This is a genomic window from Rhizobium sp. NLR16a (genome assembly GCF_017948245.1).
Lineage (GTDB): Bacteria > Pseudomonadota > Alphaproteobacteria > Rhizobiales > Rhizobiaceae > Rhizobium.
Genome location: NZ_CP072865.1, coordinates 3,257,308 through 3,282,191 on the forward strand (window position 1 = coordinate 3,257,308; position 24,884 = coordinate 3,282,191).

Annotated in this window: 24 protein-coding genes; 10 read left to right on the forward strand and 14 right to left on the reverse strand. The window is 62.5% G+C overall.

The window, feature by feature from the left end:
* Window positions 1-96 precede the first annotated feature (96 nt).
* The gene (locus tag J7U39_RS15870) at window positions 97-771 is read left to right on the forward strand and encodes an outer membrane beta-barrel protein (protein ID WP_210629055.1); all 675 of its coding nucleotides are present in this window, start codon (window positions 97-99) and stop codon (window positions 769-771) included.
* Between the two features lie 23 nt (window positions 772-794).
* Here the strand turns inward: J7U39_RS15870 and J7U39_RS15875 are convergent, their stop codons facing one another.
* From J7U39_RS15875 to J7U39_RS15890, 4 genes are all read right to left on the reverse strand, one after another.
* A complete protein-coding gene (locus J7U39_RS15875; protein ID WP_210629056.1) occupies window positions 795-1,232 on the reverse strand; it encodes a hypothetical protein in 438 nt (145 codons plus the stop codon).
* 43 nt (window positions 1,233-1,275) lie between these two features.
* Window positions 1,276-2,586 (reverse strand): glycolate oxidase subunit GlcF, encoded by a 1,311-nt coding sequence (glcF, locus tag J7U39_RS15880; RefSeq protein WP_210629057.1) that lies wholly within the window; start codon window positions 2,584-2,586, stop codon window positions 1,276-1,278.
* Between the two features lie 238 nt (window positions 2,587-2,824).
* Window positions 2,825-4,024, reverse strand: coding sequence for an FAD-binding protein (locus J7U39_RS15885; protein ID WP_210629058.1), 1,200 nt, complete (start codon window positions 4,022-4,024; stop codon window positions 2,825-2,827).
* A complete protein-coding gene (locus J7U39_RS15890) occupies window positions 4,021-5,460 on the reverse strand; it encodes an FAD-linked oxidase C-terminal domain-containing protein (RefSeq protein ID WP_210629059.1) in 1,440 nt (479 codons plus the stop codon). The genes J7U39_RS15885 and J7U39_RS15890 overlap by 4 nt, the downstream gene beginning before the upstream one ends.
* A gap of 158 nt (window positions 5,461-5,618) precedes the next feature.
* Between J7U39_RS15890 and J7U39_RS15895 the strand changes: the two genes are divergently transcribed.
* From J7U39_RS15895 to J7U39_RS15920, 6 genes are all read left to right on the forward strand, one after another.
* The gene (locus tag J7U39_RS15895; RefSeq protein WP_210629060.1) at window positions 5,619-6,515 is read left to right on the forward strand and encodes a LysR family transcriptional regulator; all 897 of its coding nucleotides are present in this window, start codon (window positions 5,619-5,621) and stop codon (window positions 6,513-6,515) included.
* 327 nt (window positions 6,516-6,842) lie between these two features.
* Complete coding sequence (locus J7U39_RS15900; protein WP_210629061.1) at window positions 6,843-7,391, forward strand: NUDIX hydrolase; 549 nt, start codon at window positions 6,843-6,845, stop codon at window positions 7,389-7,391.
* A 63-nt stretch (window positions 7,392-7,454) separates the two neighbouring features.
* Window positions 7,455-8,954, forward strand: a complete 1,500-nt coding sequence (locus J7U39_RS15905; RefSeq protein WP_210629062.1) for an inorganic phosphate transporter — start codon at window positions 7,455-7,457, stop codon at window positions 8,952-8,954.
* An 18-nt stretch (window positions 8,955-8,972) separates the two neighbouring features.
* Window positions 8,973-9,710, forward strand: a complete 738-nt coding sequence (locus J7U39_RS15910) for a 16S rRNA (uracil(1498)-N(3))-methyltransferase (RefSeq protein WP_210629063.1) — start codon at window positions 8,973-8,975, stop codon at window positions 9,708-9,710.
* Window positions 9,711-9,855: 145 nt separating this feature from the next.
* A complete protein-coding gene (locus J7U39_RS15915; protein WP_210629064.1) occupies window positions 9,856-11,229 on the forward strand; it encodes a glutamate--cysteine ligase in 1,374 nt (457 codons plus the stop codon).
* Between the two features lie 98 nt (window positions 11,230-11,327).
* Window positions 11,328-12,197 (forward strand): DUF937 domain-containing protein, encoded by an 870-nt coding sequence (locus J7U39_RS15920; RefSeq protein WP_210629065.1) that lies wholly within the window; start codon window positions 11,328-11,330, stop codon window positions 12,195-12,197.
* 85 nt (window positions 12,198-12,282) lie between these two features.
* On the opposite strand, the gene J7U39_RS15925 is transcribed toward J7U39_RS15920, so the two are convergent.
* A complete protein-coding gene (locus J7U39_RS15925) occupies window positions 12,283-12,582 on the reverse strand; it encodes a DUF1127 domain-containing protein (protein WP_210629066.1) in 300 nt (99 codons plus the stop codon).
* 204 nt (window positions 12,583-12,786) lie between these two features.
* On the opposite strand from J7U39_RS15925, the gene J7U39_RS15930 reads away from it, so the two are divergent.
* Window positions 12,787-13,743, forward strand: coding sequence for a LysR substrate-binding domain-containing protein (locus J7U39_RS15930; RefSeq protein WP_210629067.1), 957 nt, complete (start codon window positions 12,787-12,789; stop codon window positions 13,741-13,743).
* Window positions 13,744-13,749: 6 nt separating this feature from the next.
* Here the strand turns inward: J7U39_RS15930 and J7U39_RS15935 are convergent, their stop codons facing one another.
* The 3 genes from J7U39_RS15935 to J7U39_RS15945 all read right to left on the reverse strand — a co-directional run bounded on the left by J7U39_RS15935 (window position 13,750) and on the right by J7U39_RS15945 (window position 15,887).
* A complete protein-coding gene (locus J7U39_RS15935; RefSeq protein WP_210629068.1) occupies window positions 13,750-14,382 on the reverse strand; it encodes a TetR family transcriptional regulator in 633 nt (210 codons plus the stop codon).
* 227 nt (window positions 14,383-14,609) lie between these two features.
* Entirely contained in the window at window positions 14,610-15,026 is a 417-nt protein-coding gene (locus tag J7U39_RS15940) for an MAPEG family protein (RefSeq protein WP_210629069.1), read from the reverse strand.
* Between the two features lie 105 nt (window positions 15,027-15,131).
* Window positions 15,132-15,887, reverse strand: a complete 756-nt coding sequence (locus J7U39_RS15945) for an SDR family oxidoreductase (protein WP_210629070.1) — start codon at window positions 15,885-15,887, stop codon at window positions 15,132-15,134.
* Between the two features lie 91 nt (window positions 15,888-15,978).
* Between J7U39_RS15945 and J7U39_RS15950 the strand changes: the two genes are divergently transcribed.
* A complete protein-coding gene (locus J7U39_RS15950; RefSeq protein ID WP_210629071.1) occupies window positions 15,979-16,896 on the forward strand; it encodes a LysR family transcriptional regulator in 918 nt (305 codons plus the stop codon).
* A gap of 8 nt (window positions 16,897-16,904) precedes the next feature.
* Here J7U39_RS15950 and J7U39_RS15955 read toward each other — a convergent pair whose 3' ends face one another.
* From J7U39_RS15955 to J7U39_RS15965, 3 genes are all read right to left on the reverse strand, one after another.
* Window positions 16,905-17,459 (reverse strand): hypothetical protein, encoded by a 555-nt coding sequence (locus tag J7U39_RS15955; protein ID WP_210629072.1) that lies wholly within the window; start codon window positions 17,457-17,459, stop codon window positions 16,905-16,907.
* Window positions 17,460-17,461: 2 nt separating this feature from the next.
* Entirely contained in the window at window positions 17,462-18,946 is a 1,485-nt protein-coding gene (gene guaB / locus J7U39_RS15960) for an IMP dehydrogenase (protein WP_210629073.1), read from the reverse strand.
* 382 nt (window positions 18,947-19,328) lie between these two features.
* Window positions 19,329-20,321 (reverse strand): MBL fold metallo-hydrolase, encoded by a 993-nt coding sequence (locus tag J7U39_RS15965; protein ID WP_210629074.1) that lies wholly within the window; start codon window positions 20,319-20,321, stop codon window positions 19,329-19,331.
* A 242-nt stretch (window positions 20,322-20,563) separates the two neighbouring features.
* Here J7U39_RS15965 and J7U39_RS15970 point away from each other — a divergent pair, with 242 nt between their 5' ends.
* On the forward strand, window positions 20,564-21,988 hold the full coding sequence (locus J7U39_RS15970) for a DHA2 family efflux MFS transporter permease subunit (protein WP_210629075.1): 1,425 nt from the start codon (window positions 20,564-20,566) through the stop codon (window positions 21,986-21,988).
* Between the two features lie 8 nt (window positions 21,989-21,996).
* Here J7U39_RS15970 and J7U39_RS15975 read toward each other — a convergent pair whose 3' ends face one another.
* From J7U39_RS15975 to J7U39_RS15985, 3 genes are read right to left on the reverse strand one after another with little or no spacing between them, the layout of a single operon-like run.
* Window positions 21,997-22,380: a VOC family protein gene (locus J7U39_RS15975; protein ID WP_210629076.1), complete on the reverse strand. Its 384-nt coding sequence runs from the start codon at window positions 22,378-22,380 to the stop codon at window positions 21,997-21,999.
* 31 nt (window positions 22,381-22,411) lie between these two features.
* On the reverse strand, window positions 22,412-23,131 hold the full coding sequence (locus J7U39_RS15980) for an RlmE family RNA methyltransferase (protein ID WP_064681032.1): 720 nt from the start codon (window positions 23,129-23,131) through the stop codon (window positions 22,412-22,414).
* A gap of 10 nt (window positions 23,132-23,141) precedes the next feature.
* Entirely contained in the window at window positions 23,142-24,689 is a 1,548-nt protein-coding gene (locus J7U39_RS15985; RefSeq protein ID WP_210629077.1) for a Ppx/GppA phosphatase family protein, read from the reverse strand.
* Between the last annotated feature and the right edge of the window lie 195 nt (window positions 24,690-24,884).

Below are 24,884 nucleotides of genomic sequence, written 5' to 3' on the forward strand. Positions count from 1 at the left end.
CTTTTTAGAGGCGCCTTTTATTTCTCTTGGACTTTGCGGCGGAAAGCTGGCAGACGTGCCTAGGAGTGGACATATTTGCAATATCGGGGCTATTCAATGACATATGCGCTGCGTTCTTCCGCTTCCCTGCTTGCGGGCATCGCGTTTTTCACATTCTGTTCGGCAGCATCCGCCTCGGCGGAAGATCTGCAGTTCTCCATTTACGGCGGTTACCAGACCGCGCCGCACAGCGGCGTCGATCTTTCCGACGGCACGCATTTCACCGCCGGCTGGGAAGGCAAGTCCTTCGGCGCGCCGCCCTATTACGGCGGCCGCGTCACCTGGTGGCTGGAGAATTTCAACAAGCCGAACTGGGGTATCTCGCTCGATTACACCCATGACAAGGTCTATGCCGACGACGACACGCTCGCCAAGGCCGGCTGGTCGCATTTCGAATTCACCGACGGTCTGAACCTGCTGACGGTGAACGGGCTCTACCGCTTCCAGGATCCGAGCCGCCGCTGGACGCCTTATCTCGGCGCCGGCATCGGCGTGAACATTCCGCATGTCGAGGTGATTCGTCCCGAGGGCAAGACCTGGGCCTACGAATTCGGCGGCGTGACGCTGCAGGCCCAGGCCGGCGTCGATTTCAAGGTGACCGACCGCTGGTCGACCTTTGTCGAATACAAGGGCACCTATTCGCGCGTCGACGTTCCGATCGACAGCGGCGTTGACCTGAAGACCAACATCTTCACCAACGCCGTCAACGTCGGCGTCTCGTTCCACTGGTAATGAATTGAATTTCGGCTGCGGCGCTATTTCGTGCCGCAGCTGACCTTGCCCTCGGCAGCATAAGGTTTGCTGCCGCCTTCGATGGTCAGGGAATAGGTGCCGCTGAAATTCGACGCCGGTTTGCCACGGACGCCGGCGACCACCACCAGATCCAGCGTTGCGCCGCCAGTATCGTCACCGCCGCCGTCGAAGACCTCCAGAAGCAGTTCGCCATCGCGCGACCAGTGATTGCTCAGATGCTGCGATTCGAACAGACGTTTGGCAAAGGTCGCTTGCGCGGGATCCTTGACAACAAGCGCACCGCGGAAATGGTTGAGCCTATGGCCGGCATCGCTTGCGAAACCGCTTTCAAGGGTGAAGCGCGCCTGCGCGTCATCGGCGGAACAGAATAGGCGGCTGTCGGCATGGGCCGCGCCTGCCGCACCGAGCAGTCCCGCAAGTACAATCATTCCCCGCCACATCGCCCAACCTCCCGGGAGCGGCCCGAATGGGCCCGCATTCCCGTCAGCCTAACGGCAAACCGGTTAATTTTTCCGGCATAGCGCCGCCATAGGCCCAGTCGAGAAGCTCGACCGTATGCAGGATCGGGATCTCGGTGCCGGCGGCGATCTGGGTGATGCAGCCGATATTGCCGGTGGCGATGATGTTGGCCTTGGTGGCCTCGATGTTTTTGACCTTGCGTGCCTTCAGCGCCGCCGAAATCTCCGGCTGCATGATGTTGTAGGTGCCGGCCGAGCCGCAGCAGAGATGGCCTTCGGCCGGATCGCGCACGGTAAAGCCCGCCGCCTTCAGCAGTTGCTTCGGCGCAAGGGTGATGCGCTGGCCGTGCTGCATCGAACAGGCGGAATGATAAGCGACCGTGATGCCCCTCGGCATATGGGCCGGCAGGTCGAGGGTCGCCAGATATTCGGTAATGTCCTTTGCCAGCGCCGAGACTCTGGCCGCCTTTGCGGCATAGGCGGGGTCGAGGCGCAGCATGTGACCGTAATCCTTGATCGTCGTGCCGCAGCCCGATGCGGTGATGAGGATCGCATCGAGGCCATGGCTGTCGATCTCGCGCGTCCAGATATCGACATTGGTGCGGGCGCTTGCGAGCGCCTGTTCGGCCCGGCCCATATGGTGGACCAGCGATCCGCAGCAGACCTCGCCTTCCGGCGCCACGACCTCGATGCCGAGCCGTGTCAGCAGCCGGATCGCCGCCGCGTTGATGCCGGGATCGAGCACCGGCTGGGCGCAGCCGGTGAGAATCGCCACCCGGCCGCGCCGCCCCGCCTCGGGCCGATGGGTGCCGGGTTTTGAAAAGTCTGAAGCCGCCGGGATGCGGCGCGGCGCAAGCGCCAGCATGGCGGCAAAGGGCTTCAGCGCTGCCCCCCGCATCAGGCCGGCAAAGGGGCGGCCGAGACGGGCGAGATGGAGCGCCAGCCGGAAACGGCCGGGATAGGGCAGTACGGTCGCGAGAATGGCGCGCGTCAGCCGGTTCGTGAACGGCCGTCTGTAAGTCTTTTCGATATGGGCGCGGGCGTGATCGACCAGATGCATATAGTCGACGCCCGAGGGACAGGTGGTGACGCAGGCAAGGCAGGAGAGACAGCGGTCGATATGGGTGACGACCTCGGCATCGGCGGGGCGGCCGTTTTCCAGCATGTCCTTGATCAGGTAGATCCGCCCGCGCGGGCTGTCGAGCTCGTTGCCGAGCGTCACATAGGTGGGACAGGTGGCAGTGCAGAAGCCGCAATGGACGCACTTGCGCAGGATCTTTTCGGATTCGGCGACATGGGGGTCGGCGAGTTGCGATGGGGTGAAGTTGGTTTGCATCTAGCGGGACCTCCGCTTTGGGGGCGCTGTGCCTGGGGCACCCCCCTCTGTCCTGCCGGACATCTCCCCCACAAGGGGGGAGATCAGATGGGCGCAACGGTTTCCCCAAACAGCCACCGTGGAATTACTTCGATACGGCAGAGAGGGACCGGTGATCCAACCTCTTGCCAATCTTCCCTCTTGTGAGGGAGATGTCCGGCAGGACAGAGGGGGGTGGACCACGCGCAAACTCATCTTCTCACCCCATCTTCCCCGGATTGAAGATCCCCGCCGGATCGAACTTCTCCTTCACCCGCCGCGACAGCATCGCCACTGCCTCCGGCTCCGGATGGAAGGCCGCCGTTGCCGCCCTCGCCGCGTCCGAAGCACGGATCAGCGTCGCATGGCCGCCACCGAGCACCTTGATGAAGCGGCGGACCAGATCTGCTTCGGGGTCCGCCTCCATCCTCATCCAGACGAGACCGCCCTGCCAGTCGTAGAAGGCGTCGACGCCGGCTTCTAGACGAAGGGCCGCGACCAGCTGGTGGCCGGCTCCCGGCGCGACCGAGACGCGCCAGACCGGCCGTGTCGTACCGTCGGCATAGGGTAATACATCACGGATTTCTCGCCAGAGCCTCTGGCTCTCCGGCTCATCCAGCCGCGTCACCGTGGCAAAGGCCGACATCGCCGCCGCAAGCTTTTCCATGCGCACGCCGACCGAACCGGCCAGGCCCTCAACGCGCAGAACCGTCGCCTCGCCCTCGGGCAATTTGCCGGCAAGGAATTTCCAGGTCACCGTCAGCGGCAGATGGGCGGCACTGGAGACCTCGACCGGCAGCGCCATCGCCGCCGCCATGGCATTGGCCGCTTCGGCATCGTTGAGGCCGGAGAGAACCAGCGTCTGTTCCGTCTTCGGGCGCGGCGGCACGCGGAAGGTCAGTTCGGTGAGAAAACCCAGCGTTCCATGCGAGCCGGCGATCAGCTTGACGAGATCGAGGCCGGTGACGTTCTTCATCACCCGGCCGCCGGCCTTGATGATCTCGCCCCTGCCGTTGACGAAGCGAACACCGAGCAGGCTGTCGCGGGCCGCTCCGGCAACGAGGCGGCGCGGGCCGGAAACATTGGCGGCGAAGACGCCGCCGATCGTCGGCTCGCCCGACCTGCGCATGATTGGGCGATGATCCATTGGCTCGAAGGCAAGCATCTGGCCGCCTTCGGACAGTGCCGCCTCGACCTCGGCAAGCGGCGTACCCGAGCGGACCGTCATGACCATCTCGCCGGGATTGTAGGCGATGATACCGGAAAGCCTGGTCGATCGCAGCCGGTCTTCTGATGCAACGGCATTGCCGAAACCGGAGCGCGTATCACCGCCACAGACAGCGAGCGGCCGGTTCGTCTCCGCATGTGCGAGGACGATCGCCGCCGCCTGTTCCTCGCTTGTCGGCATCAGATCGATCATGCGGCAGGGCGCCCTTCGAGCGGGAAGACCTTCGACGGGTTGAGGAGCCAGCCCGGATCGAAGGCGGCGCGCACCGCCATCTGCTGGGCGAGATCGGCCTCCGAATATTGATGGCGCATCAGGTCGCGCTTTTCGATGCCGACGCCATGCTCGCCGGTGAGGCAGCCGCCGGCATCGACGCAGAGCTTGAGGATATCGTTGCCGGCGGCTTCTGCGCGGGCGGCATCCTCGGGGTCGTTGGCATTGAAGAGGATCAGCGGATGCATGTTGCCGTCGCCGGCATGAAAGACGTTGGCGACCCGCAGGCCGTAGTGATCGACGATCTCGGCAGTTCTCTTCAGCACATGGGAAAGCTGGCTGAGCGGCACGGTGCCGTCCATGCAGATATAGTCGGCGATGCGGCCGGTGGCGCCGAAGGCGGATTTGCGCCCCTTCCAGATCAGCGCCGCCTCGGTGGCCGACTGGCATTCGCGCACGGTCTTCACAGCATGGCGGCGGGCGATCTCGACGATGTCTTTGAGGGTGGCGTCCATTTCGGCGTCCGAACCCTCGACCTCGACAATCAGCAGTGCCCCGACATCGAGGGGATAGCCGGCATGGGCGAAGGCCTCGCAGATCTCGATCGCCGGCTTGTCCATGAACTCGATGGCAACCGGGATGATTCCGGCGGCGATGACATCGGCAACGCAGGCGCCGGCCTCTTCCGAGCTTTCGAAGCCGAAGAGCACCGGACGGGCGCCTTCCGGCTTGGCGATCAGCCGCACGGTCGCCTCGGTGACGATGCCGAGCTGGCCTTCGTGGCCGCAGACGAGGCCGAGCAGGTCGTAACCGGCCGCGTCGAGCGCCTTGCCGCCGAGTTCGATCACTGTGCCGTCGACCAGCACCATTCTGACGCCGAGCAGATTGTTGGTGGTGACGCCATATTTCAGGCAGTGGGCGCCGCCGGAATTCATGCCGATATTGCCGCCAATCGTGCAGGCGAGCTGCGAACTCGGATCAGGCGCGTAGAAAAAGCCGTCGGCCGAGACGGATTCGGAGATGTTGAGATTGGTGACACCCGCCTGAACCACGGCGACACGGTTCGGCAGATCGATTTCGAGAATGCTGTTCATCTTCGACAGGCCGAGCACAACGGCATCCTCCTGCGGAATGGCGCCGCCGGAAAGCGAGGTGCCGGCGCCGCGCGGCACCACGGGAATGCCGTAGCGTTGGCAATAGCGCATGACGGCCGCCACCTCGGCCGTGGTGCGCGGCAGGGCGACGGCAAGCGGCAGGCGGCGATAGGACACGAAGGCGTCTGTCTCGAACGGCACCAGTTCGCGCGCCTCATGAACCAGGCATTCCGGTTGCAGAAGATCGGCGAGATCGGCAACGATCCGGGCGCGGCGCGCCAGCACATCGGCGCGCGGGGCGAGAAACGGAATGGCGTCGGACATGATGTCCTCCCTGACCCTGACGACCGGAAGTCACAGCGGTAAGATGACAGCGGGAAGGGCCGCCAGCCTCTGTCGCCGGTGAACCGGCTTAGCACTTTCCCGAAAGTGGCGCAAATGCTAAGCACTTATGCCAAAAGGGGAAAAAGTCTGAAAACCTTATGACCAATCTGGGTGATCTCGAAATTTTTGCCAAGGTCGTTTCGACGGGAAGCATGTCGCTCGCCGGGCGGGCGCTCGGCTGTTCCCCAGCCGTCGTCTCCAAGCGCATCAAGCGGCTGGAGGACCGGCTCGGTACCCGGCTTTTGCAGCGCACGACGCGGCAGATCTCGCTGACGGAAGCCGGACAGGGTTTTTACGACCGCGTTCTCGGCATTCTCGCCGGGTTGGAGGAGGCCGAATTCTACATTTCCGGCCGCTCGGCGCAAATGCACGGCACGCTGAAGATCTCGGCGCCGACCTCCTTCGGTCGCATGCATATCGCGCCGCATCTGAAGGCGTTCATGCAGGCGCACCCGGAGCTTGCGATCAACCTGGTGCTGACCGACGAATTCAGCGACATCGTCGGCGGCGGTTTCGATCTGGCGATCCGGATTGCCGAACTGACCGATTCCAGCCTCGTCGCCCGACGGCTGGCGCCCGTGCGCCGGCTGCTCTGTGCTTCGCCGGATTACCTGGCCGCGCATAGCGAGCCCAGGCATATCGACGATCTGAAACACCATCGCTGCCTGCCGGCGCACAATAACGACACCTGGCGGCTGAACGGGCCGGACGGAGCCCTCAGCCTGCGGCCAGACGGCATGCTGATCACCAATTCCAGCGAGGTGATCCGCGAGGCCGTCATCGCGGGGCTCGGGATCGCGCTGCGGTCCACCTGGGATATCGGCGAGGAACTGAAGGCCGGCCGTCTGGTGCAGGTGCTGCCCGCCTATGAGGGCTCGCACAATGTCGCGCTCTCGGCCGTCTATCCTAGCCGGCAGTTCCTGCCGGCCAAGGTGCGGCTGTTCATCGACTATCTGAGCGAGCTTTACGGGCCGATCCCCTATTGGGAGCGCTGATGGCGGCCCGTAACCGCGGCACGAAAGTGCACGAAGCAAGGCAGCGGTGGGACAGCGAGGCATGGTTACCACATTTTCAAAAATGCTGGTGGAACAATTCGTCCCGCCATTGATTAGGGGTCCGGACGAAGCCATATTGTACACCTGTGCAACATGGCGCATTCGAAACAGGATGTGACGGTTTTTTTGAGCCTGCCCCAGCCCGATTTCCCCTATGAACGGCGGTTAAATCATGTTTCGGATCGTCGCGGCTTTGGATTGTGTCAGCGTTCCGTGATACACGCATATGAGTGATTCCTAACAACCACTGTAAAGGTGACCCGACAATTGACTCTTCTCGCCCGATTGGCATCCGATGTGCGACTGATGTTCCGGCGCCCGCCGCGACAGCAATATGGTGCGCTCTGCTACCGGTTGAAGAAGAAGAGCGGTGAAGTCGAGGTACTCCTGATGACGAGCCGCGACACCGGCCGCTGGGTCATTCCCAAGGGCTGGCCGATGAACGGCAAGTGCGCCCATGAGGTCGCCCTGCAGGAAGCTCTGGAGGAAGCCGGCGTTCGCGGCTCCGTCGAGGCGGAAACGCTCGGTTCCTACACCTATCCGAAAGTGCTGCGCGACGGTGTGCAGGTGGTTTGCAAAGTGCAGGTCTATGCGCTTGAGGTCACCGACATGGCGAAGACCTTCAAGGAAAAAGGCGAACGCACCATCGAGTGGGTCTCGGTCGACGAGGCGGTGAGCCGCGTGCGCGAACCGGAGCTTCGCAACCTCTTCCTCGCCTTCAAACAAAAGATGACCGACAAGCTTTCAGTCAGACCGGCGAAGCGAATTCCGGTGGCCAAAAAAGGTCCGGCGGCCAAGCAAATTCCAGCGGAATGAATCCTGCCATCTTGCACTGCTAGGAAAGCAGCGTAGAAGCAGCTTCATCCCTCAGGAAAAAGAATGCCGCCCCGTCCCGCAGTTCTTACCAAACGCACGCTCGATAAAGACCTCGATAAAATCACCTATGTCGAGGACGCGGCAAAGCACGTTGCGCGACTGCTGGTGGCACCCGGGCTCGGGCTGATTTTCGTCGGCCTGGTCATGCTCTTTGCCGGCGTCTATGTCTTCGACCGTCCGGGCGCCGTACTCGTCGTGGCGGCAGCGGCCCTTGCCGGCTACATGGCGATGAATATCGGCGCCAACGACGTGACCAACAACGTCGGTGCGGCCGTCGGTGCACGCGCCATGACGATGGGCCAGGCGCTGGTCATTGCTGCGATCTTCGAGGTCTTGGGCGCCACGATCGCGGGCGGCGAAGTGGTCAAGACGATTTCCTCCGACATCGTCGATGCTGGCCAGGTGTCGCCGGCGGTGCTCGGCTGGATCATGATGGCGGCGCTGACCGCAGCCGCCCTTTGGATCAACCTTGCAACCTGGATGAACGCGCCCGTTTCCACCACGCATGCGATCGTCGGGGCGGTGATCGGGGCCGGCATCTCAGCTGTGGGGCCGGAGCCGGTGAATTGGCGGGTAATGTTCGAGATCGCCTCGAGCTGGATCACCTCGCCGCTCCTTGGCGGACTGATCGCGGCCGGCCTGCTCTATCTCGTCAAGACGCTCATCATCTATCGCGACGACAAGATCGCGGCGGCGCGGCGTTGGGTACCGGTGCTGGTCGCGACGATGGCTGGCGCCTTCATGGCCTATATGGTGCTGCAGCTGTCGCCGATCGGTAGATTTCCGCCCTTCACCGTCATTCTGATCGGGATCGCCATCGGGCTGGTGACCTGGCTTATCGCCCGGCCGCTCGTCCTCGTCCAGGCGCGGGATCTTGAAAACCGCAACAGTTCACTGCGGGCGCTGTTCCGGCTGCCGCTGATCGGCTCGGCGGCGCTGCTATCCTTCGCGCATGGCGCAAACGACGTTTCGAACGCGGTCGGGCCGCTTTCGGCGATCGTCCATTCGGTCGGCATCGGCGGCGTTGGCGGCGTCGGCCATTCGCCCCTCTGGGTGATGCTGATCGGCGCCTTCGGCATCTCCGTCGGCCTGCTGCTCTTCGGGCCACGGCTCATCCGCCTCGTCGGCGAGGAGATCACCAAGCTCAATCCGATGCGCGCCTATTGCGTCGCGCTGTCGACCGCTTTCACCGTCATCGTCGCCTCTTGGCTCGGCCTGCCGGTCAGCACCACCCATATCGCCGTCGGCTCCGTCTTCGGCGTCGGCTTCTTCCGCGAATGGTATACGCGCCATTCGAAGCGCCGCATCGCCTATATCAGGCGCAAGACGGAGAGCTTCGATATCGACGAGCCGGAGGAGCCGAATATCCACGAGAGGCGGCGACGCTATCTGGTGCGGCGCTCGCATTTCATGACGATCATCGCCGCCTGGATCATCACCGTGCCGGTTTCGGCAGCGCTTGCGGCGATGATTTATTGGGTTATGTTCGCGCTCTTCGTTTGAGATCCCGAGTTTTTTCCAATGCGCGCCAATTTCCGCATGCAACGACTTTTCGTCGACGCGCCGCTTTCCAGCGGCGCCGTCGTGGAGGCGAATGCCGACCATTTCAACTATCTCGCCAACGTGCTGAGGATGGAGGACGGCACAGACATCCTGCTCTTCAACGGCCGCGACGGCGAGTGGCGGGCGACGCTGTCCTTCCCGACGCGCAAACGCATCCTGCTGACGGCAACCGAAGAGACGCGGCCGCAGCCGGCGGCCACGGACCTGCACTATCTCTTTGCCCCGCTCAAAGTCGGCCGCATGGATTATCTCGTGCAGAAAGCGGTGGAAATGGGCGCCGGGCTGCTGCAGCCTGTCATGACCCAGCATGTGCAGGGGAAGATCACCAATCTCGACAAGCTGCGCGCCAATGTCGTCGAGGCGGCGGAGCAATGCGGTATTCTCGGCATCCCCGCCGTGGCCGAGCCGGTGAGGCTTTCCGACCTGCTCGACCATTGGCCGAGCGAGCGCCGCATCATCTATTGCGACGAGGGTGACGCCGGGCAAAACCCGCTGCCGGTGCTGGCAGCCATCCAAGAAAGGCATCTCGCTCTGCTCGTCGGGCCGGAAGGCGGCTTTTCGGAGGATGAGCGGGCGCGGCTTCGAAGCCTCGATTTCGTCACTGCCATTCCGCTCGGACCTCGCATCCTCCGGGCCGATACGGCCGCTGTTGCGGCGCTGGCGGTGGTCCAGGCGGCGATCGGCGACTGGACATGACCGGGAAAACGGGTTGACGCGGAAATCACTGCTGTTTTTTTGATGCGTCGTTGAAAGAATTTCACTTGCAACATACGTGGCTTGGGTCCTAATCACCTTCCAATTGCCCGGCCCCCTGGGCGCCTTTTGAATACAGGTACCCCGCATGGCCCGCGACACTACCGACCAGACACCGCTCTCTTCCGTTCAGGAATTGACCGATTACATCGCCGCGGGCAACAAGCCGCGGGAGCGCTTCCGGATCGGCACCGAACATGAGAAGTTCGCCTTCTTCCGCGCCGACAACAGCCCGGTTCCCTACTTCGGCGATGCCAGCATCTCGGCCCTGCTTACCGGCCTGCAGAAAAAGAGCGGCTGGGAGCCGATCATGGACGGCGGCAACATCATCGGCCTTGCCGAGCAGCACGGCATGGGGGCGATCTCGATCGAGCCCGGCGGCCAGTTCGAACTGTCAGGCGCGCCGCTGGAGACAATCCACCAGACCTGCAGGGAATCGAACCAGCACCTGGCGACGCTGCGCGAGATCGCCGAACCGATGGGCATCCGTTTCCTCGGCATCGGCGGCAGTCCGAAATGGACCTATGCCGAAACCCCGCAAATGCCGAAATCGCGCTACGAGATCATGACCCGCTATATGCCGAAGGTCGGCACCAAGGGCCTAGACATGATGTATCGCACCTGCACGATCCAGGTGAATCTCGATTTCTCCTCGGAAGCCGACATGCGCCAGAAGATGCGCGTCTCGATGAAGCTGCAATCGCTGGCGACCGCGCTGTTTGCATCCTCGCCCTTCACCGAGGGCAAGCCGAACGGGCTGCTCTCCTGGCGCGGCGATATCTGGCGCGATGTCGACAACCAGCGCTCGGGCCTGCTCGATTTCACGTTCCGCGACGATTTCGGCTTCCGCGATTATGCCGAATGGGCGCTCGACGTGCCGATGTATTTCATCGTCCGCGACGGGCACTATCACGACTGTACCCATGTGACCTTCCGCCAGTTCATGAACGGCGCGTTGAAGGGCGAGGTCGCCGATCCGGCGCCGACGATGGGTGACTGGACAAACCATCTTTCCACGCTCTTCCCGGACGTGCGAATGAAACGCTTCCTCGAAATGCGCGGCGCCGACGGCGGCCCATGGCGGCGCATCTGTGCGTTGCCCGCTTTCTGGGTCGGCCTGCTCTACGACGATGCGGCCCTTCAGGCCGCCGACGAGCTGACGAAGGATTGGAGCTTTGCCGAGATCGGCGCCCTGCGCAATGCCGTTCCGGCGCAAGGGTTGAAGGCCGAGTTTCGCGGGCATGCGCTGCTCGAGGCGGCGCGCGAGGTCGTCGGCATCTCAAGGGCCGGCCTCAAGGCGCGCGGCAGGCTTAACGGCGAAGGCCAGGACGAAAGCATCTTCCTGGCGCCGCTCGACGAGGTGCTTGCCAAGAAGGCGACGCTCGCCGAGGATCTGCTGTCGCTCTATCACGGCCGCTGGCAGGGTTCCGTCGAACCGGTCTTCGAGGATTATCAGTACTGAGATCGTCCTAAGCCCCTCTGACAAAAAGCCGTTTGCGTATTACCATTTCCGGATATAGTGACGTCACAACGCGTCACGACTCGGGGAAAGGGACCTCCATGCTGCCACTCTTCGATATGATGATGCAGGCGCAGAACGGCGCGGCGATGGAAGCGATCGCCCGGCAATTCAACCTGGCGCAGGAACAGGCGACGAAGGCCATGGCGGCGCTGATGCCGGCCTTTTCCGCCGGCCTGAAGCGCAGCACCGGCAATCCTTACGATTTCGTCGGGCTGATGCAGGCCGTCGCCTCCGGCAATTACGCGCGATATTTCGAGGATATGAGCCGGGCCTTCACGCCGGAGGGCATTTCCGACGGCAACAACATCCTTGCCCAGTTGTTCGGCTCCAAGGAGGTTTCGCGGGCGATCGCAGCCCAGGCCGCCCAGATGACCGGGATCGGACAGGACATCTACAAACAGATGCTGCCGGTGCTGGCCGACACGCTGATGGGCGGGCTCTTCAAGCAGACGACCGGCCAGATGGCCTCTCCTGTCAACCCCTTCGCCAACACGGCGATGGGCGAGAGCATTCAAAAATGGCTTGAGAGTACGGGCTTTGCGCCGAAGCCGAAGGCAGCCCCGGAGTCCAGCATTTTCGACAATCCCTTCACGCAGGCGATGCAACTGATGTTTTCGATGCCGAAACAGCAACCGGCGCCTGCCCCGAACCCATTCCTCGACAATCCTTTCGCCAAGGCCTTCCAGGAGATGATGGCCGGGCTCGGCCAGCAACCGGCAGCCCAGCAGCCTACCGCGAAGACGCCGGAGGCTCCGAAGGAAGAGGCGAAGGTCAATGCCGACAGCTATGCGGAGATGTTGAACGCCATGTTCGACAGCGGGCTGGAAGTGCAGAAGAGCTACCAGAGGAATCTGGAGGCGATTTTCGAAACTTACCGGCCGAAGCCTTCGCCTGACCCTAAGACATAAAAAGACCCGGCGATGGCTGGGAAAGCCGATCGCCGGGTCAAGCGGCAGGGCTATTGGCTATCACCCTGCGGGGAAACTTGCGCTCCTACTCGTCGCAGGAACGGAAGAACTGCAGGCGCCAACGATTGCGCGCCGAACGCGTCAGATGTTCCGACGGATCCTCGAAAAACGTCGAGGCCAGGAACGCCGAGGTCAGATCGGCCCTGGTGAGGCCGATATCTCTCAGCTGCGTATCATTCAGATCATGCAGCGCGTTGATCTCCATGCGATTGCGAAACACGCGAAAGAGGAAGGTCAACGGGGCGAGGCCTGCCGCCAGACGCTGGGAAAACGTCGGGGTAAGCTTGCCGCAGTCGAGTTCTAGTGTCCGGTCTGTCGTGTGCATCGAACTCTCCTTTCTTTCGGGGCACGCAACAACCCACCCCTGCCGCGAGGTCGTGCGGAAGGGAGCAGGCTGAATTCGGCTCGGACAGGCAGGGTGTCTGTCCTTCACTTTGCTTGATTTGCATCCCGAAGATGCCAAAGACCTATTGATCAGTCCAACGAATGTTTCTAATGATTATCATCAGCTATCTTTATAGGTGAACCCATGTCCGCGCCTCTTGATCTCGACCAGTTGCAGACTTTCATCGCCATCGTCGATTCCGGCAGCTTCACCAAGGCCGCCGACAGGGTCTACAAGACCCAATCCGCCGTCTCCATGCAGATGCGCCGTCTCGAAGAGCGCATCGGCAAGCAGCTGTTCATCAAGGACGGCCGCGGCAATCGGCTGACGGTCGAGGGTGAAAAACTGCTCAATTACGCCCGGCGCATCATCCGCCTCAACAATGAGGCGATCGCCGCCTTTGACGACAACAGGCTGGAGGGGACGCTACGCATCGGCACGCCGGACGATTACGCCGACCGCTATATGCCTGAGATCATCGGCCGTTTTGCCAAGACGCATCCGAATGTCGAGCTTTACATCGTCTGCGAGCCGTCGATGGACCTTGCCGAGCGCATGCACAAGGGCGAGCTCGATATCGCCCTCGTCACCCACAATCCGCGCGAGCGCATGTCCGATGTGGTCAGAACCGAGCCGCTCTGCTGGGTCGGCTCGGCCAACCATCCGATCCGCGACGATGCGCCGGTGCCGCTAGCCGTTGGCCGCCGCGACTGCCAATGGCGCCAGCTTGCCTGCTCGGCGCTCGATGCCGTCGGGCGCGAGCACCAGATCCTGTTCACCAGCTGGTCCTGCACCGTCGTCGCCGCGGCCGTGCTTGCCGGTATGGCGGTCTCGGTGATGCCGGAATCGGCGCTGCGGACGGGCATGAAGGTGCTGAGCCAGGCCGACGGTTTCCCGGCGCTGCCGCCGGTGCAGATCGGCATCATGAAACGGCCTGGCGTCTCGCTGTCGCTGATGAACGCAATCACGGCCCATATCACTGCCTGCCTCGACAACATCACGCCGGCTGTCGTCGACGACGGGCTGGAAGCGGATGTCAAATCCGCCCAGGCGCGCCTTTATCCGCGGCTGAAGGCTGCCAATATGGTGCCGAGCTGGTAGAAGGCCTCAGGCGACGCTCGCGGCAAAAAGGGAGGCCCGGATGACGCGTTTCCACTCGCCGAGCATGCGCTGCGCTATGGCCTCTTCGCTGACGGCCGCAAGTCGGATGACGGCGCCGATCAGGTGGCTAAAAAGGTAAGTGCGCGCGAACATTTCCTCGTCGCAACGGTCGGGAGCCAACCGGCGTACAGCGTCATCGAAGATACCAGCGACGCGACCGCTATGCTCGATATTCAGCCGAAGCAGATCCTGATCGGTTTCGGTTCCCATCCAGACGCCGAGATAAACGGGATCGTCGCGATAGGATTCGTAGTACCAGTCGATGGTGGCGCAGACGAGATCGAGGGCCTGGTCGAGGGACTGCACGTCGCTGAACATCGCCGCCGTCTTCGCCTGAATCGCCGAAGCGTGCTGGTCGAACAGGGCTTTGACGATCGCCGCCTTCTCCGGGAAATACTGGTAAACCGAGCCGATCGGCACCTTGGCGGCGACCGCGAGCTCCGTCATCCGCATGGCGCTGACGCCCTTTTGGGCGATTATCTTGGCGGCGGCAGCGAGGATAAGATCCAGCCTCTGGATGCTACGCTCCTGCTTCGGCTTCCTGCGCAAGCCGATGCGATCCATGCTTTCCGCGCCCATGTCGTTCCCATTCTTATTGTTTCGCGGCGCAGGCTATCTACCACCACCGCGTCGAGCGGATATGACATGCAAGCCTTCATCAGCGGTAAATGGAAACGCTCAGATTTTAACGATAGGCAAACGCGTGAGAAATCAGGCTCCTAGGCCGCATTGCTCTGATTGACGAGGGCGCAAAAAACGTCAGATAGTTGTAAAATCCGGCAGATTGCCGCCTGCGCACATCGCCGTCAGCCCATCGCCATCCAGATGGCGAGCCAACCCCACATGGCTGCAAGCACCAGATAACCGGCAGCAAAGATCGGGCTGCGGTAACTGAGATCATTGCTGGTGACGTGAATGGCGGCATGAGCGTAACGCAGAGCGACGAAGAGCCAGGCGAGGCCGAGGGCGACAAGATTGTCGGCCTCGGCGATATAGAGAAGAATGCAGCAGGGGTAAAAGAGTACAGGCAATTCGAACTGGTTGGCGAGGCAATTCTTGACGACAAGGCTTTCGGCGGGTTCGTCACGATTTTCGCGATAGTCCTGTTTGCGGATCTTTCCGACCCGCACCATTTTCCCGCGTCTCAGGCCAAGAAGCGCGTAGAGACCATAGACCAGGGCCACATGGGCAAGGAGTGGCCAGAAGATTTCATAGCCGGTCATGATCGCCACTTCCTTTCCGCTTTATATGCCGTTGGCAGCATTAGCGGAAAGGATAAGCGGATGCCAGCGGCTCGCCGCTGTGCAACCGCAAACCCGATATTGTCTTCACACCTGGGCGCTGCCGCCATCGACGAAGAGTTCGGCACCGCTGACGAAGCTGGAATCCTCCGAGGCAAGGAAGAGTGCGGCAGCGGCAACTTCCTCGGCGCGACCGACCCTGCCCATAGGCACCTGGGCTGCCAAGGCGTCGAGCAAGCCCTGCTGCTGCGTTGGGTCCTTGCCCGCCAATTCGACCAGTCCAGTCGTTTCCGTCGGGCCAGGACTAAGCGTGTTGATCCGAATGCCGCGATCCTTCAAGTCGAGGATCCAGTTGCGCGCAAAGCTGCGCAAGGCGGCTTTCGATGCGGCGTAAACGCTGAAGGCGGGTGTGCCGGTCGAGCCTGCGGTCGATCCCGTCAAGATGATCGATGATCCTGGCGAGAGCAGCGGCAAGGCCTTCTGCACCGTAAAGAGAACCCCCTTCACGTTCCGATCGAACGTGTCGTCATACTGCTCTTCAGTGATTTCGCCGAGGGGCAACATGGAGCCGCCACCCGCGTTGACGAAGAGCACGTCAATTTTCCCGGATTCTGCCTTCACCCGTTCATAGAGGCGATCGAGGTCGGCGAGATTGGCTGAATCCGCCTGAATTCCCACAACCTCGCCGCCTATCTCAGCGATTGCTGCATCGAGAACATCCTTGCGGCGACCCGTGATAAAGACCCGGGCGCCCTCGGCTACGAAGCGCTTGGCCGTTGCAAGGCCGATGCCCGAAGTGGCGCCCGTGATAACCGCAATCTTTGCGTTCAGTCGTTGTGTCATTGTCGTCTCCTTGGTTCGACTGAAGCTGAGATATGGACGAAAGCATCGTTGCGGAATAGAAAGAGTTGAAAGCCATTGTTTCAGGAATGAAATGACAAAGTTTCCCGATTTCGAGGGTCTTGCGATGTTTGCGAAGGTCGCGGAAGAGCGTTCCTTCCTTCGGGCTGCGCAGACGCTCGGCGTGTCGGTGCCGACCGTTTCGCGGGCCGTCAGCCGTCTTGAGCACAGACTCGGCGCCAGGCTCTTCAACCGGACGTCCCGGCAGCTGGCGTTGACCGAATTCGGCCTGCGACTGGTCGATAGCGCCGCACGAATCTATGCCGAGGCCGAGAGGGCGGAGGACGCTGCCCGGGAGATTGCCACCCGGCCGAAGGGTCTCATCAGGCTTGCCGCACCGATGGCCTTCGGGACGCGCTGGCTTGCCCCGGTCCTGCCTGATTTTTTCGAGCGCTTTCCGGAGATTTCCATCGACCTGCACATGAGCGATGCCGTCGTCGATATCGTGGGAGAGGGTTTTGATGCCGCGCTCAGAATCGCAGTACTGCCGGATTCGTCCTTGGTCGCGCGAAGGCTGACGCCGGTGGATCGCTTCATTCTCGCTGCACCCGCATATCTCGACCGGTACGGCGTGCCGGAACATCCGCGCGACCTAGCGGCTCACCATTGCCTGGGATACGCCTATAGGGCGCGACAGGATGTCTGGCGCCTGCGCAACAGTGAAGGCAAGGAGGAGGTCATCGTGCCAAGTGGCTCTCTCAAGGCCACAAATTCGCAAGCCTTGGTGCCAATGGCGCTAAGCGGCCTCGGGATCATCGAACTTCCGGAGTTTCTCGCGCATGACTATCTGATAGACGGCCGGCTGAAGCCGATTCTTCCCGACTGGACACTGCCGACCGGCGCACTGTATTTCGTCACACCTTCCGCGCGGAACCGGCCAGCGAAGGTCGAGGTACTTTCCGATTTCATGATGGCGAGACTGTCAAATCCGGTTTGGCGGCGAAGGAGCTGATAGCCACTTCAGTCCTGGCGTGGCGACAGCCAACGGGCAATTGCAAGCCGGGCCGCGACGATGAAGCAGATAGCGAGGCTTGCGAATTTCAACCGCGTCATCCACGGCAGCACGTGCATTGCAAGACCTGCGGACGCGCTGTTGCCGAAGGCAATCAGACTGGAAATGTTCTCGCCGTAGTCGGAGATGCCGTAGATGAAAGGCAGCAGAGAGATCGCCTTGGCTATGAGCGGATGAAGTGACCGGCCGAACCACGAGCCGACGGGACCAAGCCCGAGGAAGACGACGAACAGCAGCGCCGTCAGCAATGCCGGAAAGATCAGCTCCGGCCCGAAATACATGGCGCTGAGCAGTTTGGCCGCCGTCTTATTTTCATCGAGCAGCTTCTGCATGTGGAAGACGGTCGATTCGTCGTAGCCGGCGAAGTAGGTGTCGAGCACCGCCTGCCCGGTTTCGTGCTTGAAAGGCACGACGAAGCCGAAGGTCGTCCAGGCGAGCACGGCAAGGCAAAGGGCGGCGAGCAGCGCGACGATCCAGAGCGGAATTGCGCTGCCCGCCTTCATGATCAGAGGCCGGCGCCCGGATAATTCGGGCTCTCGCGGGTGATCGTCACGTCATGGGCGTGGCTTTCGCGAAGGCCGGCGCCGGAGATGCGCACAAAGGTGGCGCGCTCCTGGAAATCCTTCAGGTCCTTGCCGCCAACATAACCCATGGCCGCCTTGAGACCGCCGGCGAGCTGGTGGACGACGGCCGAGACCGGTCCCTTGTACGGCACCTGGCCCTCGATGCCTTCGGGCACGAGCTTCAGCGTGTCGCGCACCTCAGCCTGGAAATAACGATCGGCCGAACCGCGGGCCATGGCGCCGACGGAGCCCATGCCACGATAGGCCTTGAAGGAACGGCCCTGGTAAAGATAAACCTCGCCCGGGCTCTCGTCGGTGCCGGCGAGCAGCGAGCCGATCATGACGGCAGAAGCACCGGCGGCGATCGCCTTGGCAAGGTCGCCGGAGAATTTGATGCCGCCGTCGGCGATGACGGGCACATCCTGATCCTGGGCGGCCTGGACGGCCGACATGATGGCGGCGAGCTGCGGAACGCCGACGCCGGCGACAATGCGCGTCGTGCAGATCGAACCCGGGCCGATGCCGACCTTGACGGCGTCGGCGCCGGCATCGATCAGCGCTCTGGTGCCGTCATAGGTGGCGACGTTGCCGGCCATGATCCTGACCGAGTTGGAAAGCTTCTTGACCCGGGCGACAGCATCGAGAACACGCTGCGAATGGCCATGGGCGGTATCGACGACCAAAAGGTCGACGCCGGCCTCGATCAGGCGTTCGGCCCGCTCGAAGCCGTCATCGCCGACGCTGATGGCGGCGGCGGCGCGAAGCCTGCCCTGCGCATCCTTGGAGGCGTTCGGGTTCAGCTGCGACTTCTCGATATCCTTGACGGTGATGAGGCCGACGCAGCGGCCTTCGGCGTCGACGACCAGCAGCTTCTCAATGCGATGCGAGTGCAGCAGGCGCTTGGCTTCCTGCTGATCGACGCTCTCCTTGACCGTGACCAGATTGTCCTTGGTCATCAGCTCATGGATCTTCTGCTCCGGATCCGAGGCGAAGCGGACGTCGCGGTTGGTGAGGATGCCGACGAGGCGGCCGGACTTCTCGACGACCGGGATGCCGGAGATGCCATGCGATTTCATCAGGGAGAGCGCTTCGGCAAGCTTCGCCTCCGGGCCGATGGTGACCGGATTGACGACCATGCCGCTTTCGAACTTCTTCACCTGGCGGACCTCTTCGGCCTGCTCGATCGGCGTCAGGTTGCGGTGGATGACGCCGAGGCCGCCGGCCTGGGCCATGGCGATCGCCAGCCGGCTCTCGGTGACGGTATCCATGGCCGAAGAGAGGATCGGGATGTTGAGATCGAAGTCGCGGGCGATGCGGGTTGCGATATTCGTCTGGCCGGGCATGACCTCGGAATGGCCGGGCTGCAGCAGCACGTCGTCGAAGGTAAGCGCGTCCGCGCCGGTTGCCGTTTCAATGATGCGGGCCATGGCCAAATTCCTTCAGTTAAGAAAATGCAACCCGTCCCGGAAACGAATCGTCCGCCCCGGCGGTGTGCATGAGTTGCTTGGAAGTTGGCGAGGGCTGGTAACACGTCTATGACAGGAAGGAAATAGCAAAAAGCCCGGCGTGGCCGCCGGATCGTCATGGGAGCCATGCATCTACCGCATCGGCCCGAAAATCGGAATCGATTTCGGAAAGCACGATGCGTAGATTCAAAGTGTTACAGCGTCCCTTGCGCGTCTGCCAAGACGCGCGGCGCGGGAAAGCGCATCGCGTCAAACTTCATTCATGCGATGCGCTTTAGCTCTTTGTTTTTACGCATGTCGTTATCCCGGAACCGCTACACACTTCCGGACGACATGCGGTAGATCAAATGTCGAACTGATAGGTCTTCGCCACGAAGCGATAGCCGCCATCCTGCCTTTCGGCGAAACCGACCGCGGGGAACGGCATGTGGTAACCGAGGAAGGCGATCTTGTCGGTGGCGATCATGTCGAAAACCTTGCGGCGGCTGGCCGCCGCCTGCGCCTTGTCCATATCGAAGCGCACTTCCCAATCCGGGCGCAGCAGCGACAGAATATAGTGGTTGGCCGTATCGCCTGTCAGCACCAGGCGCTTGCCCTCGGATTCCACATGGAACACCATGTGGCCCGGGCTGTGACCCGCGGCCAGCATCGCCGTCATGCCGGGCGCAATGCTGTCACCGTCCTTGATGAAGATGGCTTTTTCGACGAGCGGCGTCAGGTTGGCAAGCACGGCCTTGTGGCCGCCTTCGGCGGGCGTGCCTTCGCGTGATTTGCTCGACCAGAAATCATATTCGGCCTGACCGATGACATAGCGGGCATTCTTGAAGGCGGCTGCGCCATTTTCCATGAGACCGCCGATATGATCGCCGTGCAGATGGGTGAGCGCCACGAGGGTGACGTCGTCGGCCGAGTATCCTGCGGCTTTCAAGCCTTCGGCAAGCCGGCCGGCGCCACGCGCCCGCCCCGCTGCACCGAAGCCGGTATCGACAAGAATGACATCCGCGCCGGTATCGATGAGGGCAGGCGTATAGCCGCTCAGGAGCTTGTCGGCCGGCAGGAAGTTTGCAGTCAGCAATGCCTTGACCGTCTCGGGATCCTGATTGGTGCCGTAGGTTTCATAGGGTTTTTCGGAGATGTTGATGCCATCGCGCACCACTGTGAATTTATAGGAACCGAGCTTGAATTGATCGATCTCGGGCAAAGGCATTGCATTCATATTGCTGCTTTCTCCAGTCGCGGCCGCCACGGCCTTCTCTCTTAAAATCACCGGCGCAGCCAGCAGCCCGAGGCCTGTGGCAAAAAACGTGCGCCGCCTTATTGGCGTTGAGATTGCCATGTCCACTCCCCTTTGATGCGCGGCGCGCCATCGCGCCGACCCGACGATCTGGCCGTATTTCCTGCCCGGGTAGGTGAACATAGGTCAATGTTGATAGGGAAGGATGTCGGGCAAGCCATCTCACGCAGACGTGAACCAAACGTTCCATCGAAGCGGATTGAAGGATTGGCAGGCCCGGGAAGTGAGTCTACACAGCAAATGCCTTTCCTGCTCCAATCCGCAGCCTATCAAGGCTCCCGCCTATGAACCGCATCGTCCCGCTGATCCTTGCCGTCGCTCTCTTCATGGAGCAGATGGACTCCACCGTGATTTCGACGGCGTTGCCCGCAATCGCCGGGGATCTCAATGTCGGGCCGATTACGCTGAAGCTGGCGCTGACCTCCTACATGGTGGCGCTGGCGGTGTTCATCCCGGTCAGCGGCTGGATGGCCGACAGGTTCGGCGCCAAGAAGATTTTCCGGCTTGCCATCTCCGTCTTCGTCATCGGCTCGATTTTCTGCGCCTTCTCGTCCAATCTCGTCGAATTCGTGTTTGCCCGCTTCCTGCAGGGCATGGGCGGCGCGATGATGACGCCGGTCGGCCGCCTGGTGCTGGTGCGCACGACGAAGCGCAGCGATCTGGTTTCCGCCATGGCGCTGCTGACGATCCCGGCGCTGGTCGGCCCGCTCACGGGCCCGCCGCTCGGCGGCTTCATCACTACCTATTTCAGTTGGCATTGGATCTTCCTGATCAACGTGCCGGTCGGCATCATCGGCATCTGGCTTGCAACGATCTTCCTGCCGGAGGTGGAAGCGATCGCGCCGCCGAAGCTCGATTTCACCGGCTTCGTGCTCACCTCGCTTTCAGCCGCCGGCGTCGTCTTCGGCCTGTCGGTGGTCAGCCTGCCGGCCCTGCCGCCGATCATCGGCATCACCGCGACCTTTATCGGCCTTGCCTGCGGCGTCCTCTACATCAGCCATGCGAAGCGCCACCCAGCGCCGATCCTCAACCTCAACCTGTTCAAAAATCCGACGTTCCGGGCTTCGACCATGGGCGGCAATCTCTTTCGAATCTGCGTCGGCGCCATGCCGTTCCTGACACCGCTGATGCTGCAGCTCGGCTTCGGGCTGACGCCGTTCCAATCCGGCCTCATCACCTTTGCCGGGGCGATCGGGGCGATCACCACAAAGTTCATGGCCAAGCGCGTTTTCGCCGCCACCGGCTTTCGCACGACACTCGTCGGCGCCGCCATGGTGACGACGCTTGTGACCGTCATCACCGGCTTCTTCACGCCGGCAACGCCGCACCTCGTCATCATCGGCGTGCTGCTTCTCGGCGGTTTCTCCCGCTCCTTCATGTTCACCGGCGTCAATGCGCTTGCCTTCGCCGATATCGATGATGCCGAAGCCAGCCAGGCGACATCGATGAGCTCCGTCATGCAGCAGGTCAGCCTGGCGCTCGGCGTCGCGGTGGCGGCCGCAATATTGGAGACCTCGATCTATCTCAGGGGCGAGGCGCTTGATGTGGCCGATTTCCATCTGGCTTTCTACATCTTTGCCGGACTGACGGTGATTGCGACCATTCCCTTCGTCCGCATGGATCGCAACGCTGGCGCCCTCGTTTCCGGCCATCGCTCGAGAGGCGTGAAGCCGTCGGCCATCGAAGCCGAACAATCGATGGTGAAATAGGCCGGGCTTTATTCGGGACGTTCGCAGACTGCACTAAGCTTGTTGCCGTCGAGGTCGCGGACGTAGGCCGCATAGAAATGGGCATGGTAGGAGCGCAGGCCAGGCCCGCCTTCATCCGCCGCGCCCGCCGCAATCGCGGCTGCGTGGAAGGCATCGACAGCCGCCCGCGTTTCGGCCGCAAGCGCCACCATGGCGCCGTTACCGGCAGTCGCCCGGTGGCGATTGAACGGCGTCACCACCCAGAAGCGGCAGCGCGTGTCGCCTTCGGCGGAATAGCCGATCTCCTCTTCTGTATGACGCTGGCGACGATAGCCGAGCGCACCCAGCACGGCGTCATAGAAATGACCTGCGCGATGAAGATCGTTGGTTCCGAGCGTGATGTAGAGAAGCATGGGATCATCATCAACCGGGATGGACCCGAGATCAAGCTTGCTCTGCGTCAGCTTCCGCCTTGCGGCCTTTGAAGCCCTTGGCCAGCAGGAACATCTCCACCGATTCGGCGCGTGACGAGTTCGGCTTGACATGGACGACCTGGCGGAAATTCTGCTTCAGCATGGCGAGCAGATCACGCTCGGTGCCGCCCTGGAAGGTCTTGGTGAGGAAATGCCCGCCCTCTCCCAGCACCTCGACGGCGAAATGGGCCGCAACCTCGCACAAATGCATGGTGCGCAGATGATCGGTTCTGTGGTGGCCCGTGGTCGGCGCGGCCATATCGGAAATGACGAGATCGGGCGTGCCGCCGACCGCCTCCATCAGCTTTTCCGGCGCGCTCGGATCGAGGAAGTCGAGCTGCAGGATCTTGACGCCGGGAAGCTGGGCCATTTCGAGGAAATCGATCGCGGCCACACGCACGTCCTCATCCGTCGAACCGGTGACCTTGGCGGCGATCTGTGACCAGCTGCCGGGAGCCGCACCCAGATCGATGATGCGCCTGGCGCCGCGCAGGATGTGGTATTTCTCGTCGATCTCCAACAGCTTGAAGGCGGCGCGGGCGCGATAGCCTTCGAGCTGGGCGCGCTGCACATAGGGATCGTTGATGTGGCGCTGCAGCCATTGGCGGGAGGACGCCTTCATCTTCTTGTTCTTGACGCGCTGGCCGAGCTTGCGGCCGGTGCGGTTTCCCGCGATCGGTGCCTTTGTCATGCCCTTCCCCTTATTTCGCCCGCTGGCCGCGGCGGTTGCGATGGCGCCGCCACACGCCGTCATCGGCCATCATGTCGGTGAGCAGGCCTTCCCTCAAGCCGCGATCGGCGACCCGCATGCGCGGGCTCGGCCAACGGCGGCGGATCGCCTCCAGAATGGCGCAGCCGGCAAGCACCAGATCGGCCCGGTCCGGCCCGATGCAGGGATTGGCGGCGCGGCTTTCGAAATCCCAGGAGAGAAGCTTCGCCTGCATGGCGGAGACCTCGTCATCCGAGAGCCAGATGCCATCGACCTTGCGCCGGTCATAGCGCGGCAGGTCGAGATGGACACCGGCAAGCGTCGTCACCGTGCCCGACGTGCCGATCAGGTGGAAATCGCCAGTCTGGGCGATCTCGATCTCCGGGCAGTCGAAGCATCCGAGCATGGCTTCGACCTCGCGCACCATGCCTTCGAAAACATCCGGCGTGACGTCGCGCCCGCCGTGACGCTCCGACAGCGTCACGACGCCGACCGGCAGCGAGGTCCAATGGGTGATGTGATTGGCGAGCCGGCTGAAGCGACTATCGCCGATGCGGATGACGGCGATCTCCGACGAGCCGCCACCAATATCGAAGAGGACGACGGAACGAGTCTCGCGGCCAACGAGCGAGGAGCAGCCGGAGACCGCGAGGCGTGCCTCGGTCTCCCGGTCGATGATCTCAAGTTCGAGGCCGGTTTCGGCGACAACGCGGCCGAGGAACTCCGCGCCGTTGACCGCCTGACGGCAGGCCTCGGTGGCGATCAGCCGCATGCGGCGGATCTCCCGGTTCCTCAGCTTGCCGGCGCAGATCCTCAGCGCCTCGATCGCCCTTTCCATCGCCTCGTCGGAGAGACGGCCGCTGGCGGCAAGACCCTCGCCGAGCCGTACGATGCGGGAAAAGGCATCCACGACGCGGAACTGGCCCGGCCGGGTCGGCTGGGCTATCAGCAGACGGCAATTATTGGTGCCGAGATCGAGCGCGGCATAGAGTTCTTCCGGCCATGCATGCTCGCCGGCCTGACGATCCCCCTGGTGACCGTGGCTCTCCTGGCGGCCTTTGCGGCCGGCGCCGGCGCCGTTCTGCATCTCGCGCGGGACGGCACTGCGCACCGTCTCTTCGACGCGGCTTTCCTGCAGGGGCACATGGGAAGGCTTTGCCGATGACAGCGGCCGGCCCTGCAGCCCGCGCTTGCCGCGATGCTTCCGGCGGTTGCGCCGGCTCGATGCCTGTTCGCTGTCGGGCCGGGCGGCTGCCGCGTCCTGTTCCACCTTCTGGTTTTGAACTGAACTATCCTGCGAAGCGCCTTGACCGCCGCGACGACGGCGCTTGCGCTTGCGAGCCGGATGTCCGGCCGCATCTTCCATGGGGCGCGCAGGCTGCCCGGCACTGCCGGGGAACTCATGCGAAGCGGGATGGGCGACGCTGCGGGTTTGCCCGCCGCGCTTGCCCTTGCGACGCCTGGACTTCTTGCCGTCCCTGCGCCCTGCCGCCGTCGCCCCGTCAAATTGCGGCTTCGCGCCGCCTTCGGGGTCTTCCACGTTGTTTTCCACCGCGCCGCGCAAGTCCCGGAGGTATGCAGCAGGCGCTCGTTTGATTTTTGCGTTGCCGCAAGAATATCAGCGCCCACCAAAATCACCAAATTCTTTTTTGACAGAGGGCTTTGCGGAAGAGTTTCACCGCCGGCCTGAGAAGGCCGATTTTTTTCAAAACAGGTATTTGCAATCGCCGGGCTT